This is a genomic window from Tamlana flava (assembly GCF_041287255.1).
Classification (GTDB): domain Bacteria; phylum Bacteroidota; class Bacteroidia; order Flavobacteriales; family Flavobacteriaceae; genus Tamlana; species Tamlana flava.
In genome coordinates, this window is sequence record NZ_JBGGTX010000003.1 from 155,576 (window position 1) to 171,378 (window position 15,803).

The window sequence follows — 15,803 nt, forward strand, 5'->3', positions numbered from 1 at the left end:
CCTTGGCGCAATTACCTGAATTATATTTTAAAAAGGATATTGAATGGCGTGTTTGGTTGCACGAAAATCATAAATCATCAACAGGCATTTACTTGATTTTTTTTAAAGTAGAACATAAAAATGAAAGCATGCGGTGGGAAAAAGCCGTTAAAGTTGCGCTATGTTATGGCTGGATAGATTCTACAGTAAAAAGCTTGGGCAATGGAAAAAGAAGGCAATACTTCACCCCAAGAAATGAAAAAAGTGTTTGGAGTGCATTGAACAAAAGGTATATCGAAGAATTGATTACGGATGATTTAATGCACGAAAGCGGATTAAAAACCATCGAAATCGCAAAACAAAATGGAAGTTGGACCGCTTTGGATGATGTTGAAAATGGTGTGATACCTGAAGATTTGCAAAATGAATTTGATAAAAATACCATAGCTTTTAACAACTACCGAAACTATGCTCCTTCATACCGAAAAAGCTATCTATACTGGCTAAATCAAGCCAAACGAGAGGACACACGAAAAAAGCGCATTACCCAAATTATTCAATTATGTGCTGATAATATAAAATCTAGAGACCAGTATTAATCTTATACTGCTAATAAATACTCGATTCCATCGATCTTTGGTTAATTGAACTGTTGAATATTGCTAATATGCGCTTAGCAATACCTGTCCAACCAAAATTACGCCTTGCAAAACGGGCGCCTTCAACAGATAGTTCATTGCGTAACTTAGGATATAACAAAGGCATAGACATCATGGCACCAAATTCCAAAGGTCTGTGCGGGTCGGCGAACAACGCCTGATTTCCAAAATCAATTAAATCATAAAGACCACCATGAACCGTCACTACACTTGGCGTACCACAAGCCATGGCTTCAATAGCAACCATTCCAAATGGTTCATACCTTGAAGGCATAGCGAAAATATTGGCCGATCGATACACATTTGCCAAATCTTTATCTGCTACATAATTTTTCCAGGTTATCTTATCTAAAACCCCAAGTTCTCCAGCAAGCTTTTTTAAACCCGCAACACCTTTATCATCTTGAGCAGATTGGTCGCCACCAATTGCAGCGACTAATCTTGCCTCGGGGCAAAGTTCAAAAACGGTTGGCAATGCCTGCAAAAGCAAATCATATCCTTTGTTATGTGCCATTCTACCTAAAGCCAAAATATCTGTGGGGTGTATATCATATTTTTCACGAATTTTGTCGTTCTCTTTTGACGGTATGGGATAAAATCTGTTTTCATCAATTCCCGGGGGAATCATACCACAATTTCTTGGCAGAACATCGTATTGCTGGGTAAGTAAATCAACTTGCGGCAATGTAGTAGCAATAACATAATTACACATTTGATATACAAAATATTCTTTTCTAATTCGCTCCTTAAAGCGGTAGTTTTTTTCCATTTCCTCTTCTTCCATATCACTTCCCATGGTATGCTGTTTCCACCAACCCAAAGAATGGGGTGTATGAACATGCGATATACCCAACTCTTCAGCAATTTTTTGTCCTGCCCAACCAGCATCCCAATAATGACTGTATACAATATCGTATTTTTTATTTTCCTTTTTTATGGCTGCCAAACAATTGGTAACAAACTTTTTTAGGTGATCGTGCATATCTTCTTTCCTAATGAACTTTTTACCCCCAAAAGGAATGCGCCATACACTATAATTTTCATCGACATGATCGTATTCTGGTTGGTCTTCAAATTGTCGTGTTACCAAATCTACACGCTTTCCCAATCTACTGAAACGCTCGGCAAGTTCTAAAACATAAACTACTTGTCCTCCTGTGTCTGGTTTTCCTAATTCCGCATTGGCACCTACATATCCGTGCAAAGAGATCATCAATATCGACTTCATTATTTCAAATTTTATTATTTATTAATTATTTTTAAATCATGACAGGCTGAAATATATTGGGCTGCCGACCAAGCTTGATAAGCCTTTCCCATAGCTTTACCCGTTGTGCCATGTGCCCATTCGGTGAATTCCCATTCTTCGGTCAATCCTTCCTTGTTTATCAAAGCCAACTTATGTAGCTCAGAAATGGCAACATCTTTCAACCCTAATTTATTGATAAACTTTACCCAGAATCCGCCAACAAATGGCCAGATGCCTCCATTATGGTAATGGTTGGGAAGATTTAATAAATTAACCGTATAGTAAGGTCTCCAATCTGGGTCTCCTGGCGTAACCACGGGATAGACATTTGAGACCGGAAAAGGATCATTAACACCAACACCCAACATAAATTTCAAGGTCTTGTGTGCTTTTTCGGCATCTACCGCACCATGTAAAAAGGCCAAAACATTCCCAAAAACATCACAGCGCCAACTAAAGTCAAATGGTGTTGTTTGAGCTATTAAGTAAGAAGTGTCCCCCAATGTAAACTGGCGTTCTGCAAAAGAGACCGACTGAAACAATTTTTGCTGTGTGGAAGGCCAGAAGTTTTGCAGTATCTCCTTTTTAATAACCTGAGACCATCTTATGTACTTACCCGCATCCTCGTAATCTCCTAATATTTCTAACATTCTCCCAAAGCATACATTGGCACGATACCATAAAATTTCATCGTATAAGATGTTATAGCTTCCACCAAACAAATCCGTCCAATCGCCAGCTTCAGGTATTTCCAACAAAGCATCGTTATTGCTATCGTGCGCTCCTAACCAACGCATGGTTTCCTTTATATCATCAATATATTTTCGAAGAAAATCAATATCTTTTGTCACATGAACATATTCATAGAAGGCAATAACCACCCATATACCACTATCTATAGAGCAAATACCCCCAACTCCCGAATAATCAGCCATGTTATCCTTAATTCGAACATTGGATGGAATTTGACCATTATGAGAAATATGCTCAAGTAAAGTCACTAAGGTTTGTCTCTGGCACTTATGAATTTCTTCATCGCGAATTAAAGGAAGTGAACCAATAACTGTTATTGCGCCATCTCTAGCCCAAACACTGTGATAATTTTCGTCAGTACCACTAGCTTCATTATCTTTTATTGAGCAGGCCGAAAAACCTAAGGGTGTAATATTCTTTTTTAGTGCCTTAATGGCCTTGGTATACCCTTCTTTTATGAGGGCTATTTTTTCATCTTCATCTTCCGAAGCAATATTTATCCTTTCCTGTTGAATAATGAAATCCTCAGAATGATCCTTTTCTATAACGAACTGCGCTTCTTTTGGCAAAATACCGTAATAGATGAGGCCTTCAATAACGCCGTCTCCATGTTCTCCTTCTGCATGATATATTTGTCTGTACTTAGTGAATTTATAAAGTTCTTCGTGAGCATTCGCCACTACTATTCCGTTAATATTCTTTAGGTTGAACATAGCAGAATCATTTCCACTATCGCCAGCCACTAAAACATCGCTTGAATCTAAACTGAGCTTTTTAAGCAACCATTGTAGCGCATTGCCCTTATTTGCCCATTTCGGAAGAATATCCAAAAACTTTTCCCCAGAATAGACTACATTAATATGCATGTTGGCATTGGCAAAATTCTGTTCTATTTCAGTGATGTGTTCTGGTGTGGCATCATGAAAAAAATAGCTTCTCTTGTAGGAATGTTGAAATCTGGAAGGTTGCTCGCTAATTGGATGGTCTATGTTCTGTATAATGCTTTCCACGGTTTCCAAATCCCAGCCATCGTCAAGAACATCATTAAATTCCTTTACCACCGATTGATTTGGGTAATCATATATATGTGTGCCTACACCAGAAATAATATAATCTGGCTCTGGCAAAACGCCTTTTTCAATTAGATTTTTAACATCGTCAATTAATCGACCTGTATTGTAGGTAAGTAAAATATCTGTTCCATTTTTATACTTTTTCCAGATTTTAGGAAAATTACTTTTTAGGGTATGAAACTCAACCAAGGTGTTATCAATATCAAAAGATAAGAGCTTGATGAAACTCTTATTTGCAAGATTTGCTGCCATAAATTAAAAAACATTCTTTTCGATTTTTTGATAATTTTCAATTAAAAACCATCAAAAAAGAATCATTATTTGCATAATATACATAAAAAAGATACTAAAACCTACATTTATGAAAGCTTGTGTCTTTTTTTATCAGAACGCAAAAATTAGATATGTTTTAATATGGATTTAAAAATATTAGAAGATCAAAGTCCTAATTTACCAATGAATAAAATGGTCAAATTCCGCTGATAAAGCTTCCATAAGGGTCTTTAAATTGTACGCCTTCAGAGAACCTAAATTTACTCAGCAATTTAAACTCAACTAAAGCCCAAAGCAGAAATTCCTTTACAAAATAGCTGTCTTGTTTTGATAGTTTAGGTTGGTATTTACCCAATAAATCGTCTAACGGCGAAATGGCGCTTAGCAAGTTTTTATATTCCTTATCGCGTAAATCGTCCAATAATTCGAAACCTTCCTTTTGATTGAAAAACCATGACACAATATCATCGTAAGGTCCAACCTCATCTTGCTTTTGTAGTTTCTCAATTTTCGGAAAAAACTCGGGAAACAAACTTTTTACAGCTTCACCAATTAAATTATATGCTACTACTGCAGCTCCCTCCTGCTCACCTTCATAAACCAATTCCACTTTACCAGTTATGGAAGGAATGATGCCCACAAAATCAGATAACCTAACGGTAGTTTGCCCATCACTGTTTATTAAAGCACGCCTTTCTCCAGTGCTCATTAAATTTTCTAAAGCTGTTATACTTAAACGTGCACTAACGCCACTTTTGGAATCGATAAATTCACTTTCGCGGGCTTCAAAAACGATTTGCTCCAACAGATCCCTGGCTAAATCTGGCACAATTACGGTGGCTTTTTGGCTTTCAACCACTTTGGCTTCCTGTTCGGTAATTTGTCTGGCTGTTTCAATATCGACAGGATAGTGCGTTAAAATTTGTGAACCAATCCTATCTTTTAAAGGGGTTACGATGCTTCCCCTATTGGTATAATCCTCAGGATTTGCCGTAAACAAAAATTGAATATCGAGTGGCAATCGCAACTTGAAGCCCCTAATTTGAATATCGCCTTCCTGTAAAATATTGAACAAGGCCACTTGAATTCTGGCTTGTAAGTCTGGTAATTCGTTAATCACGAAAATGCATCGGTTAGCCCGTGGAATCATGCCATAATGAATCACTCGGTCATCAGCATAACTCAGCCTTAAATTTGCGGCCTTTATAGGGTCTACATCACCAATGATATCAGCCACTGTAACATCGGGAGTGGCTAATTTTTCCGCAAATCGCTCACTTCTGTGCAACCAAGATATCGGCGTTTTATCTCCTTTTTCCTTTATCAACTCTATGGCATATCGTGAAATAGGTTTAAAAGGGTCGTCGTTAATTTCTGAGCCCTCAACATAAGGAATATACTCATCCAATAAATTCAACATTAATCTAGCCAAACGGGTTTTTGCCTGCCCGCGCAACCCCAATAAATTTATGTTATGACGTGATAAAATAGCGCGTTCCAATTCTGGGATTACTGTATTTTCATAGCCATGCACTCCGTCAAAAGTGGTTTCTTTATTTTTTATTTTCTTTATTAAATTATCCCTTAACTCATCTTTTATGGATTTACTTTTATATCCTGATGCCTTAAGTTCGCCTAATGTTTTAATATTTTCTAATTTCATTTCTTATCCTCTAATTCTTTTTTTTCTGTTTGTTTCATAGTCTTCAAAAATCATTTCACCCAAGCCTTTCAGCCCTGTATAAAATGCTTTGCCTTGGTTAGCATAAGTAAACTCCCTAACAAATTGCATCAAATAATTGTCCTTGGCAATCATAAATGTTGTGATAGGTATATGGAGACGACGAGCTTGCTGCGCCATCATATAGCACTTATTTACAATTTTTGGATTTAACCCAAAGCTATCCTTAAAGTAATCACCATCTGGCAAACGCAAACAACTGGGCTTGCCATCTGTAATCATGAAAATTTGCTTGTTAGTATTGCGTTTTCTTCGGAGTAAATCCAATGCCAGTTCTAAACCTGCAACAGTGTTAGTATGATATGGGCCCACTTTTAAATAGGGCAAATCCTTTATTTCAATTTGCCAGGCATCATTTCCAAAAACCAAAATATCCAAGGTATCCTTTGGGTAGCGGGTTGTAATGAGTTCGGCCAATGCCATGGCCACTTTTTTGGCTGGTGTAATTCTATCTTCACCGTATAGTATCATACTATGACTGATGTCAATCATGAGCACCGTACTCATTTGAGATTTATGAAGTGTTTCCTCAACAACCAAGTCGTCTTCTGACAAGGTAAAATCACCTATACCTTGACTTATTTGTGCGTTTTTCAAACTCTCGGTCATCGACACCTTATCTAAAGCATCACCAAATTGGTAATCCCTAAAATCACCTGTATGTTCATCACCTATTCCTGGGCTTTTGCTTCTGTGGCTTCCTTGCCCACTTCGTTTAATTTTTCCAAAAATTTGATCGAGTGCCTGCTGCCGTATAGCCCGTTCAGTTTTTGCAGTAATGGCCAAAGAGCCATTACCATCAGAATCTATCTCTTCCCTGAGATAACCTTTTTTCTTTAGGTCTTCAATAAAATCGTCTATGGTATAATCTGGAGTCGTGAGGTTGTACTCTTTGTCCAGCTCGCGCAACCAATCAATAGCTTCATCAAAATCACCCGAAGTATGGGTTATCAATTCCTTGAAAATATCAAAAAGTTTATCAAAGGGCGATTGATTGGGCGCCTCGTAGGTTTTAAATACAAATCCTTTTCTTGAAGTATTCTTGTCTGTCATAGCTGCATAAAAATACCAATTTTTTATACAACAGTTAAAAGAATATAATTGGATTTATTTATAGCAATAGAAGCAAAGTAAATGAAGGCTACTCAACACGCTTAAGCCCTTCTAGATCCTCAATTCTAATTTGCTTACCAACCGTAGAAATAAGCCCTTCCTTTTTAAATTGGGAAAGCACCCTAATAGCAGATTCTGTAGCCGTACCAACAATATTGGCAAAATCTTCACGAGACAATAAAACGCTCAAGGTATTATCTGGATTTACACCAAAACTGTTGTAAATGTATATTAAAGTTTCGGCCAAACGTTGCTTAACAGACTTTTGTGCCATATTAACAATAAAATCGTCGGCTTCCTTTAAATCATGGGCCATTTCTTTGAGCACCTCAAATGAAAATTTTGGGTTTTTTTGAAGGTCGGCTATTATTTCACTTTTAGGAATAAAACACACTTCCATATCATTTAAAGCAACAGCTTGAAGATTTGAACTCTCGTTTGAAATCAAGGAACGTTGCCCCAATAAATCGCCCTTAACGACCATTTTCACAATCTGATCCTTTCCGTTTTCACTTAATTTTGAGAGTTTGCAAATTCCATCCTTAACACAATAAACACCATTTATGGTTTCGCCTTCCTCAAAAATCACCTCGCCCTTTTTGATTGTTTTGGTTGTTTTACAACCTGAAATACGCACCAATTCTTCTTTGGTCAACGCTTTTAAGGAATTGAATTGTTTAATGATACATTGTTCGCACTTACCCATACCTGTTTTTTAAGTTCGGTAAAATTAATGAAAACATGATAATTATCATATTAATTTATCCTTTTACTTTAGACTTTTGCCGCAGGTATAAATGAGCAAATTTTTTATGGAGCATAAAACATGTTTCCACTGTGGTTTAGACGCTACATCCTCCGAAATTATTTATGATGACAAGCCATTTTGTTGTAATGGCTGCAAGACTGTTTATGAAATTTTTTCGGAAAACGACTTAACCTGCTACTACGATTTACAGCAAGCACCGGGCGCTACACCAAAGGATATTGAGGGTAAATACAACTTTTTGGAAAACACCAAGATTATTGAACAATTGCTGGAGTTCAAGGGTGATGATACCCAAATTGTGACCCTTTACATTCCGCATATTCACTGTAGTTCCTGTATTTGGATATTGGAAAACCTAAACAAGCTTAACAAAGCCATCAGCGCTTCAACCGTAAACTTTGGCAAGAAAACCGTTAGAGTAGCTTTTAACATGGAAGCCTTGACGTTAAAAAGTCTGGTCGCCCTTCTAAGCAGTATTGGCTATGAGCCTTTTATAAGTCTCGACGACTATAGCGTTGGAAAAAAGCACGTAAACCGATCTTTGATTTACAAATTGGGCGTTGCAGGCTTTGCCTTTGGCAATGTCATGTTTTTATCATTCCCAGAATATTTTCAGGTTGGCGAATTTTGGCTCGAGCAATTTAAACCGCTTTTTAGGTGGCTTATGTTCGCCTTTTCATTGCCTGTGGTTGTTTACTCGGCTCAAGACTATTTTATTTCGGCATATAAAGGCTTAAAATCTAAAATTTTAAATATTGATGTGCCTATTGCCCTAGGCATTATTGTGCTGTTTTTAAGAAGCACTGCCGAAATTATTTTTGATGCGGGATCTGGCTTTTTCGATAGTCTTACGGGCCTAGTATTCTTTTTGTTGCTCGGGAAATTTTTTCAGCAAAAAACCTACTCGTTTTTATCGTTTGAACGTGATTATAAATCGTATTTCCCAATTGGGATAACAAAAATAGCAGATGATGGCAAAGAGGAATCCATTCAAGTTTATGATATTGAAAAAGGCGACCGACTTTTAATTCGAAACGAAGAACTTATTCCGGTTGATTGTATTTTGATAAAAGGAAATGCGCAAATAGATTATAGCTTTGTAACGGGCGAATCAAAAACCGTATCGAAACAGTCGGGCGACAAGCTTTACGCCGGCGGAAAACAACTTTATGGAAGTATTGAAGTTGATGTTTTAAAATCTGTTGAGCAAAGTTACCTTACACAACTTTGGAGCAATGACGTTTTTAAAAAGGATAAAGAATTAGCTTTTACCAACATAACCAACAAAATAAGCAAGCATTTTACCATTGCCATTTTAAGCATAGCCATTTTGGCCACTGGTTTTTGGTTTTTTGTTGATTCCAGCAAAGCGTTGAATGTGTTTACTTCAGTGCTGATTATCGCATGCCCATGTGCAATTGCTTTAGCTGCCCCATTTACTTTTGGCAATATTTTACGCATTTTAGGGAAGAAGAAATTCTACCTTAAAAATGCTTGTGTTATTGAGCAACTAGCCAAAATAAACACGGTTATTTTTGACAAGACCGGAACCATAACGGCAAACAAAGAAACCCAAATTAATTATGAAGGTCTGGAGCTTTCTAAATCGGAAGAAACACTTCTAAAAAGTACTTTGAGAGGATCTAACCATCCTTTAAGCCGATCTTTATATAACCTTTTGGACCAGCACGATATTTTAACCCTGGATGCCTACCAAGAACATTTGGGTCAAGGCATTGAAGCCAAGTACAAAAACAAACACATTAAAGTGGGTTCCGCCCCTTTTGTTGGGAGCTCCAATGATGTTTCTACTTTAAATACTACAGTACATGTCAGCACGGACAACACCTATAAAGGAAAATTCACATTTTACAATGCGTATAGAAAAGGACTGTCCAAGTTGTTCAATAAACTAAAAAAAGATTATGATTTAGTTATTCTTTCTGGCGACAACTCGGGTGAGAAAGAAAATCTGACTAAGCTGCTTCCTGCAAAAACAAAGCTACTCTTTAACCAAAAGCCTCAAGACAAACTTGATTATATCAAGTACCATCAAAGTGAAGGCGCCAATGTTTTAATGGTTGGTGATGGTCTGAATGATGCCGGTGCATTGGCACAAAGTAATGTGGGCATTGCCATTTCTGAGAATGTTAATGTGTTCTCACCTGCATGTGATGCCATTTTGGATGCCTCAAAATTCAATCAGTTGTACCATTATATCAAGGTCTCGAAATCAGCCATCAAAATAATTAAATGGAGTTTTTTGCTCTCGTTTATTTATAACTGTATTGGGCTGTATTTTGCCGTAACGGGCAAATTGTCGCCTGTGGTAGCAGCCATATTAATGCCTTTAAGCTCCATAAGTATTGTGGCGTTTACCACAATTTGCACCAACATTGTAGGAAGAAAATTGAAATAATGGAATGCACCTACTTGGGCGGATAGGTGCGTTAGGGATTGCAGTGAATAGCTTTTGACGAGGTGTGCATCGAGCCAAAACTTGCAGCGTAAAGCCCGACCCGACAGGGTAACGCCAAAATAAAAAATAAATAAAAAAACATGGAATATGACAAATGTCATCTTTTGGATAGGAGTATGAAAGTAATTTTGAACCGTAACTTCAAACAGGTATGAGTGTTATATATATTTTATTAGCCATAAGCATTGTTGTGGCCGTATGTTTCTTTTTTGCCTTTGTAATGGCGGTAAAAAAAGGACAATACGACGATAGCTACACACCTTCTGTGCGCATGCTTTTTGAAGACGAACTGGTAAAAGAAAAATCCGATAAATCAATACTAACCAAAAAAGATTAACAACTATAATTATGGAAATGCAACAGTTTCATTACGATAACAAAATCGTTAAAAATTTCTTATACGCGACCATGCTTTGGGGCGTTGTGGGAATGCTGGTGGGTTTACTGCTGGCATTTATGTTTTTATTCCCCAATTTAACCGACGGCATTTCGTGGTTAAGTTTCGGTAGATTGCGCCCACTGCACACCAATGCGGTTATTTTTGCCTTTGTAGGTAATGCCATTTTTGCCGGTGTTTACTATTCTGCACAGCGTTTGTTAAAGGCCAGAATGTTTAGCGATGTACTGAGCAAAATTAACTTCTGGGGCTGGCAACTTATTATTGTATCGGCCGCTTTAACGCTTCCTTTGGGTATTACTACATCAAAGGAATATGCTGAATTAGAATGGCCTATTGATATTGCCATTGCATTGGTTTGGGTTGTTTTTGGTTGGAATTTAATCGGTACTATTTTAAAAAGAAGACAACGCCATTTGTACGTTGCTATTTGGTTTTACATTGCCACGTTTGTAACAGTTGCCGTACTCCATATTTTTAACAGTTTGGAACTTCCTGTAAGTGCCTTAAAAAGTTACTCTGTTTATGCAGGCGTGCAAGATGCCTTAGTACAGTGGTGGTATGGCCATAATGCGGTAGCCTTCTTTTTAACCACACCGTTTTTAGGCTTGATGTATTACTTTGTGCCCAAGGCCGCAAATAGACCCGTGTACTCATATAGACTTTCTATAGTCCACTTTTGGTCGTTAATCTTTATTTATATCTGGGCCGGACCCCACCATTTATTATATACTGCTTTACCCGAATGGGCACAAAACTTAGGTACTACATTTTCTATTATGTTATTAATGCCTTCTTGGGGTGGTATGATAAACGGTTTATTAACTCTTCGAGGTGCATGGGACAAAGTAAGAACTGACCCTGTTTTAAAATTCATGGTAGTAGCTATTACCGGATATGGTATGGCAACCTTTGAAGGACCAACACTATCATTAAAAAATGTAAACGCCATTGCCCATTTTACAGACTGGATTATTGCCCACGTACACGTAGGGGCGTTGGCTTGGAATGGCTTCCTTACTTTTGGTATGATTTACTACTTAGTACCAAGATTATTTAAAACAAAATTATACTCTTTAGGACTGGCAAACCTACATTTCTGGATAGGCACCTTGGGCATTATTATGTATGCATTGCCTATGTATGTTGCAGGATTTACACAAGCAAGTATGTGGAAACAATTTAATCCTGATGGTACGTTAACTTACGGTAACTTTTTAGAAACCGTAACCGAAATTATCCCAATGTACTGGATGCGCGCCATCGGTGGAACCTTGTTCATCACTGGTATGCTCATTATGATTTACAACGTAATTGTTACCATTAAACAAGGTAGTAAAGTTGAAAACGAATTGGCAGAAGCTCCAGCTCTTGAGCGTGTTACTAAAAAACGAACTGCCAGTGAAGGATGGCATACTTGGTTGGAAAGAAGACCAATTCAATTAACCATCTTGGCTACGGTAGCGATTTTAATTGGTGGTATTGTTCAAATTGTACCAACTATTATGGTAAAATCCAACATCCCAACTATTGCAAGTGTTCAACCATATACTCCACTTGAACTAGAAGGTCGCGACATTTATATCCGTGAAGGCTGCGTGGGCTGCCATTCACAAATGATTCGTCCGTTTAGAAGTGAGGTAGAACGTTATGGCGAGTATTCAAAAGCAGGCGAATATGTTTACGACCATCCATTCCTTTGGGGAAGTAAACGTACAGGACCCGATTTACACCGCGTTGGTAGCAAGTATTCAGATAACTGGCATTTCAACCACATGTACGACCCACAAAGCACTTCTTCTGGTTCTATTATGCCTCGTTATCCTTGGCTGATAAAAAACGAATTGGATAAATCGCAAACCGAAGCTAAAATGAAAACCATGGTTTCTTTGGGCGTACCTTACTCTGATGAAGATATTGCTAAGGCTCAGGAAAGTATGGCTGCCCAAGGTGAGCAAATTGAGCAAAACCTTTATAGCGATCCTGATTTCGCAAAAACTTATGAAGCAGACAAAAAATATGCTGCCGAAAACGGTGAACCATTTGTTGAAATGAAAAACAGGGAGATTACAGCGCTTATTGCTTATTTACAGCGATTGGGAACTGATATCAAAGTAGAAGCAACAGCACAAAACTAACCATCAAAATAAAGCATCATGTTAAAATTTGTAAAAAACCATATGGAGAGCATTACGGGGATTGAGATATACCCCATAATTTCCCTACTCATTTTTTTCACCTTTTTTGTCGTGCTTTTTTGGTGGGTATTTACTGCGAAAAAAGACTATATAAAAAAAGTTAGCAACATTCCATTAGACAACCAAAACGACGATATATTATGAGACGATCATTCCCATCTTGGATAAGAGTTCCTGTAGCATTCTTTATAATTTTTGGAGCGGTAGAATATTTTATCGATTCAGGCGAAAAACCGGCATTTGTTGAATACCCTGCCGTTATGTTGTTCCTGTTTTTAGTGCTTCTAATATTAATCGCCATTGAAGCCATAGTTAGCGCTTTGGAAAACGTTATGCTCCATAAATTGGATGAAGAAGCCAAAGCCCGCTTTTTGGCCGAGAAAGAGAAAGCATACCAGTTTACTTGGTTGAAAAACATTTACAAGAAACTTTTAGGACAAAAACCAATAGAAGAAGAAGGTGAGATTATTTTAGACCACAATTATGATGGCATAAAAGAATTGGACAATAGTTTACCACCCTGGTGGCTGTACGGTTTTTACGCCAGTATCATTTTTGCCGCCGTGTACCTATTAAGATACCATGTGTTTGATGGCCCAGGGCAGTTTGACGAATTGGAATATGAACTAGCCCAGGCAAAACTAGACTTGGAAGAATACAAAAAAACAGCCAAGGATTTGGTAGATTTCAATACCGTTGAAGTTTTAGTGGATGCAGCCGATTTAAAAGCTGGTGAAAACATTTTCCAAACCAATTGTGTTGCATGTCACAAATCTGATGGCGGCGGTGGTATCGGGCCAAACTTAACTGATGAATATTGGATTTTGGGCGGAGGCATAAAAAATGTTTTTCACACAATTTCAGAAGGTGGCCGTTCGGGTAAAGGTATGATTGCTTGGAAACAAAGTTTGAAACCTTACGAAATCGCACAGGTTGCAAGTTATGTGTTGCAATTCCAAGGTAAAACACCGGCAGAACCTAAAGAACCTCAAGGTGACCTTTGGGCTAACGATGAAGTAAAAGCAGAAAATTCAGAAACAGCTGAAACAACAGAAATAGAGGTTACAGAAGTTGACTCTACAGCAACACTTAAGGCTGATTAATAGCAAACAAACAACTTCAAACTAAACCACTAAACCTGTCAGATTATAAAAATCTGGCAGGTTTAAAATGAAAACACACAGAGTGGAAACCCCAGACAACGAAATATTTAGAGACTCTATTGGAACGATTACCGAAGAAGGCAACCGTGCTTGGGTGTACCCCAAAAAACCCAGTGGAAGATTCTACGACTACCGAAAATGGGTTAGTTATTTCTTGTTGGCGTTTTTGTTCCTTTCACCGTTCATTAAAATAAATGGAAACCAATTTTTAATGTTCAATGTTTTGGAACGCCGGTTTAATATTTTCGGTTTTCCGTTTTGGCCGCAAGATTTCCATTTGTTTGTCATTTCCATGATTATTGGCGTGATGTTTATTACGCTATTCACGGTGGCCTTTGGCCGTATTTTCTGCGGATGGATTTGTCCACAAACCATTTTTATGGAAATGATTTTTAGACGCATTGAGTATTGGATTGATGGAGATAGAAACAAACAACGTAAATTGGACCAACAAAAATGGGATGCCGAAAAAATAAGAAAGCGCCTTTTAAAATGGTTTATCTTTTTGGTGATATCCTTCTTTATTGCCAATATATTTTTGGCCTATTTAATTGGCAGCGATAAACTTATAAGATACATTACAGAAGGTCCGTTAAACCATTTAAGCACCCTGTTCCCACTGCTCATTTTTACGGCTGTATTTTACTTTGTGTTTTCTTGGTTTAGAGAACAAGTTTGTGTTATAGCCTGTCCTTACGGAAGGTTGCAAGGAGTATTACTGGACAACAAATCAATTGTTGTTGCTTATGATCATAAACGCGGTGAAGCAGAAAATGGCAGAAAGAGTTTCAGGAAGAATGAAGACCGCGATGCACTTGGCTATGGCGATTGTATAGACTGTTTGCAGTGTGTGCATGTCTGCCCAACCGGAATTGATATTAGAAACGGCACGCAATTGGAATGTGTTAATTGTACCGCATGTATTGATGAATGCGACCATATTATGGAAAGTATCAACAAACCCAAAGGCTTGATTAGATACGCCAGCGAAGATAATATTGAAAAGAAAGCACCGTTTAGGTTAACCGCCCGAATGAAAGGCTATATAGTGGTTTTAACCATTTTAATTGGTTTATTGACTGGCATGCTTTTCTTGAGAAATGATGTGGAAGCCACTATTTTAAGATTACCTGGACAATTATACGAACACAAAGAAAACAACATTATAAGCAACGTATTCACCTATAAATTGGTGAACAAAACCACTCAAGATATTGAGGACGTGAGCTTAAAATTAATATCCCAAAAAGGTGAATTGAAATTGGTATCAACAACTGAAACCATAACCGTGCCGAAACAAGGCTTTGCCGAGGGTACATTGTTCATAGAAATAAACAACTCGGCATTGTCGGGCGATAGAAATAAAATTAAAATTGGTGTTTACCAAGGCGATGAACTTATTGAAACCACAACGGCCAATTTTTTAGGGCCACGTAGTTATAGGTAAATATGAAGACCGAAGCACAAAGATGGAAGTCTGAAAACGTAGATTAAAAAAAAAACAGCATTATGAAAATTAATTGGGGAACCGGAATTGTAATAGCCTTTATAGGTTTTATAAGCTTCATCATGTACTTCATCATTACCATGAGCGTTAGCGATAAGTACGACCACGATTTGGTAACGGAAGATTATTATGCCGAAGAGCTTAAATACCAAAATGATATCGATAAGTTGAAAAATGCCAATGATTTGGAAACCAACATCAGTTTTGAAAAAACTGCTGAAGGATTGCTAATTAATTTCCCTGAAGATTTAGAATATAAAAAGATTACTGGAAAAATGTTCCTATATAGGCCATCTAACAAACAATTAGACTTTGAAACTGCAATTTCTCTGTCTAAACCATACTTGCTCATACCTGACAATCGTTTGGTAGATGGCCGCTGGAACATTAAAGTAGATTGGAAATACCAAGATAAATCTTACTTGTACAAAGAAACAATAAATTATTAAT

At 37.5% G+C, this 15,803-nt stretch carries 13 protein-coding genes; 8 read left to right on the plus strand and 5 right to left on the minus strand.

The window, feature by feature from the left end:
• The first annotated feature begins 2 nt into the window (after nt 1-2).
• Nucleotides 3-578 (plus strand): YdeI/OmpD-associated family protein, encoded by a 576-nt coding sequence (locus ACB104_RS09745; RefSeq protein WP_370478292.1) that lies wholly within the window; start codon nt 3-5, stop codon nt 576-578.
• 10 nt (nt 579-588) lie between these two features.
• Here ACB104_RS09745 and ACB104_RS09750 read toward each other — a convergent pair whose 3' ends face one another.
• The 5 genes from ACB104_RS09750 to ACB104_RS09770 form a co-directional block, all read right to left on the minus strand.
• Entirely contained in the window at nt 589-1,866 is a 1,278-nt protein-coding gene (locus ACB104_RS09750) for a glycosyltransferase (RefSeq protein ID WP_370478293.1), read from the minus strand.
• 14 nt (nt 1,867-1,880) lie between these two features.
• On the minus strand, nt 1,881-3,965 hold the full coding sequence (locus ACB104_RS09755) for an HAD-IIB family hydrolase (RefSeq protein ID WP_370478295.1): 2,085 nt from the start codon (nt 3,963-3,965) through the stop codon (nt 1,881-1,883).
• A gap of 217 nt (nt 3,966-4,182) precedes the next feature.
• The gene (locus ACB104_RS09760) at nt 4,183-5,649 is read right to left on the minus strand and encodes a magnesium chelatase (RefSeq protein WP_370478296.1); all 1,467 of its coding nucleotides are present in this window, start codon (nt 5,647-5,649) and stop codon (nt 4,183-4,185) included.
• 3 nt (nt 5,650-5,652) lie between these two features.
• Nucleotides 5,653-6,780, minus strand: coding sequence for a vWA domain-containing protein (locus tag ACB104_RS09765; RefSeq protein ID WP_370478297.1), 1,128 nt, complete (start codon nt 6,778-6,780; stop codon nt 5,653-5,655).
• Between the two features lie 88 nt (nt 6,781-6,868).
• Complete coding sequence (locus ACB104_RS09770) at nt 6,869-7,546, minus strand: Crp/Fnr family transcriptional regulator (protein WP_370478299.1); 678 nt, start codon at nt 7,544-7,546, stop codon at nt 6,869-6,871.
• A gap of 106 nt (nt 7,547-7,652) precedes the next feature.
• Here ACB104_RS09770 and ACB104_RS09775 point away from each other — a divergent pair, with 106 nt between their 5' ends.
• The 7 genes from ACB104_RS09775 (at nt 7,653) to ACB104_RS09805 (ending at nt 15,802) form a co-directional block, all read left to right on the plus strand.
• Entirely contained in the window at nt 7,653-10,028 is a 2,376-nt protein-coding gene (locus ACB104_RS09775; protein WP_370479084.1) for a heavy metal translocating P-type ATPase, read from the plus strand.
• A 211-nt stretch (nt 10,029-10,239) separates the two neighbouring features.
• Complete coding sequence (gene ccoS / locus ACB104_RS09780) at nt 10,240-10,425, plus strand: cbb3-type cytochrome oxidase assembly protein CcoS (RefSeq protein ID WP_370478300.1); 186 nt, start codon at nt 10,240-10,242, stop codon at nt 10,423-10,425.
• Between the two features lie 11 nt (nt 10,426-10,436).
• Nucleotides 10,437-12,623, plus strand: coding sequence for a cytochrome-c oxidase, cbb3-type subunit I (gene ccoN / locus ACB104_RS09785; RefSeq protein WP_370478302.1), 2,187 nt, complete (start codon nt 10,437-10,439; stop codon nt 12,621-12,623).
• An 18-nt stretch (nt 12,624-12,641) separates the two neighbouring features.
• A complete protein-coding gene (locus ACB104_RS09790) occupies nt 12,642-12,827 on the plus strand; it encodes a CcoQ/FixQ family Cbb3-type cytochrome c oxidase assembly chaperone (protein WP_370478304.1) in 186 nt (61 codons plus the stop codon).
• The gene (locus ACB104_RS09795) at nt 12,824-13,786 is read left to right on the plus strand and encodes a cbb3-type cytochrome c oxidase N-terminal domain-containing protein (RefSeq protein WP_370478306.1); all 963 of its coding nucleotides are present in this window, start codon (nt 12,824-12,826) and stop codon (nt 13,784-13,786) included. The genes ACB104_RS09790 and ACB104_RS09795 overlap by 4 nt, the downstream gene beginning before the upstream one ends.
• Before the next feature lie 82 nt (nt 13,787-13,868).
• Nucleotides 13,869-15,293 (plus strand): cytochrome c oxidase accessory protein CcoG, encoded by a 1,425-nt coding sequence (ccoG, locus tag ACB104_RS09800; RefSeq protein WP_370479086.1) that lies wholly within the window; start codon nt 13,869-13,871, stop codon nt 15,291-15,293.
• Nucleotides 15,294-15,355: 62 nt separating this feature from the next.
• Complete coding sequence (locus ACB104_RS09805) at nt 15,356-15,802, plus strand: FixH family protein (protein ID WP_370478308.1); 447 nt, start codon at nt 15,356-15,358, stop codon at nt 15,800-15,802.
• Nucleotide 15,803 lies beyond the last annotated feature (1 nt).